This window comes from Staphylococcus sp. 231237_7MaSpsaltlick (genome assembly GCF_043107035.1).
This window is the reverse complement of the sequence record NZ_JBICNX010000365.1, coordinates 1-456: the sequence shown is the minus strand read 5'-3', so window position 1 is coordinate 456 and position 456 is coordinate 1. Positions and strand designations below refer to the sequence as shown.

At 29.6% G+C, this 456-nt stretch carries 1 protein-coding gene; it reads right to left on the bottom strand.

Annotated features, from left to right (window positions below; genetic code table 11):
* On the bottom strand, positions 1-456 hold a 456-nt coding region (locus ACF91D_RS31915; RefSeq protein WP_327621132.1), incomplete at both ends, for an aminoacyl--tRNA ligase-related protein.

The following is a 456-nucleotide window of genomic DNA, read 5'->3' as shown; positions in this document are numbered from 1 at the left end:
TTTCCTCACTTTTATCAACATTAACTCTTATACCTTTAGATTTTAGTTGTTTTTTAATTTTCTCAACATGAGCTAAATGTATTTTGTTATTAACGGGTATAATATTAACCTGGTTTGGTGATAGCCAGAGAGGTAATTTGCCACTGTAGTGTTCAAGTAGAATACCTAAAAATCGATCTATAGATCCATAAATAGCTCTATGAATAACTACAGGCTTTTCTTTTTCATTATTTTCATTAATATAATTTAAATCAAATTTTTCTGGCATTTGGAAATCGAGTTGTATTGTGCCACATTGGTGGCTTCTACCTAATGCATCTTTAATATGAATGTCTATTTTCGGCCCATAAAAGGCACCGTCTTTTTCATTAAGTGTATACTTTAAATTATTATATTTTAAAACATTTTCAAGAGAAGACTCAGCAAAATCCCATAAGTTGATATCTCCCATGTAAT